Below are 452 nucleotides of genomic sequence, written 5' to 3'. Positions count from 1 at the left end.
TCAGGGGCGCCAGCGTTGGTTCCGTTGCCAGGCGTCGGATCCTGGGAGCTTCCACTCGACGTGGCCGTCGTCGGGGTTGATCCTCCCGACCCAGCCTTGGTCGTGTGCTCGGTGGTGGTGGAACGGACAGAGCAGTGCCCCGTCGCGGATGTCGGTGGTCTTGGAGATCGCGTACGGATTCAGGTGATGAGCCTCGGTCCACCTGGCGTCACGGTCGCAACCGGGTGTGGTGCATCCGCCGTCTCTCTTCTCCATCGCCCGGCGGGACGACCGATTGAAGTACCGGTTGGCGGAGCCAAGGTCGAGGGGGAGCGGCTTGCCGTTGAGGACCATCGGGACGATCTGGGCGCTGCAGGCGAGCCGGCGGGCTTCGCCGGCGCTGATGCGGGTGCCGTCCGACAGCCCGGCGGCCTTGACGCCGCCCATCAAAGTGTCGAGATCGAGATTCACGG

1 protein-coding gene is annotated in these 452 nt (G+C 67.3%); it reads right to left on the bottom strand.

Translation table 11 applies throughout. The annotated features are described in order from the left end of the window. The coding region (locus ASF38_RS17420; RefSeq protein WP_156366779.1) for an HNH endonuclease signature motif containing protein at positions 1-452 on the bottom strand (452 nt) is incomplete at its 5' end.

This window comes from Aeromicrobium sp. Leaf272 (assembly GCF_001422865.1).
Taxonomy (GTDB): domain Bacteria; phylum Actinomycetota; class Actinomycetes; order Propionibacteriales; family Nocardioidaceae; genus Aeromicrobium.
This window is presented reverse-complemented; position numbering and strand designations above follow the sequence as displayed.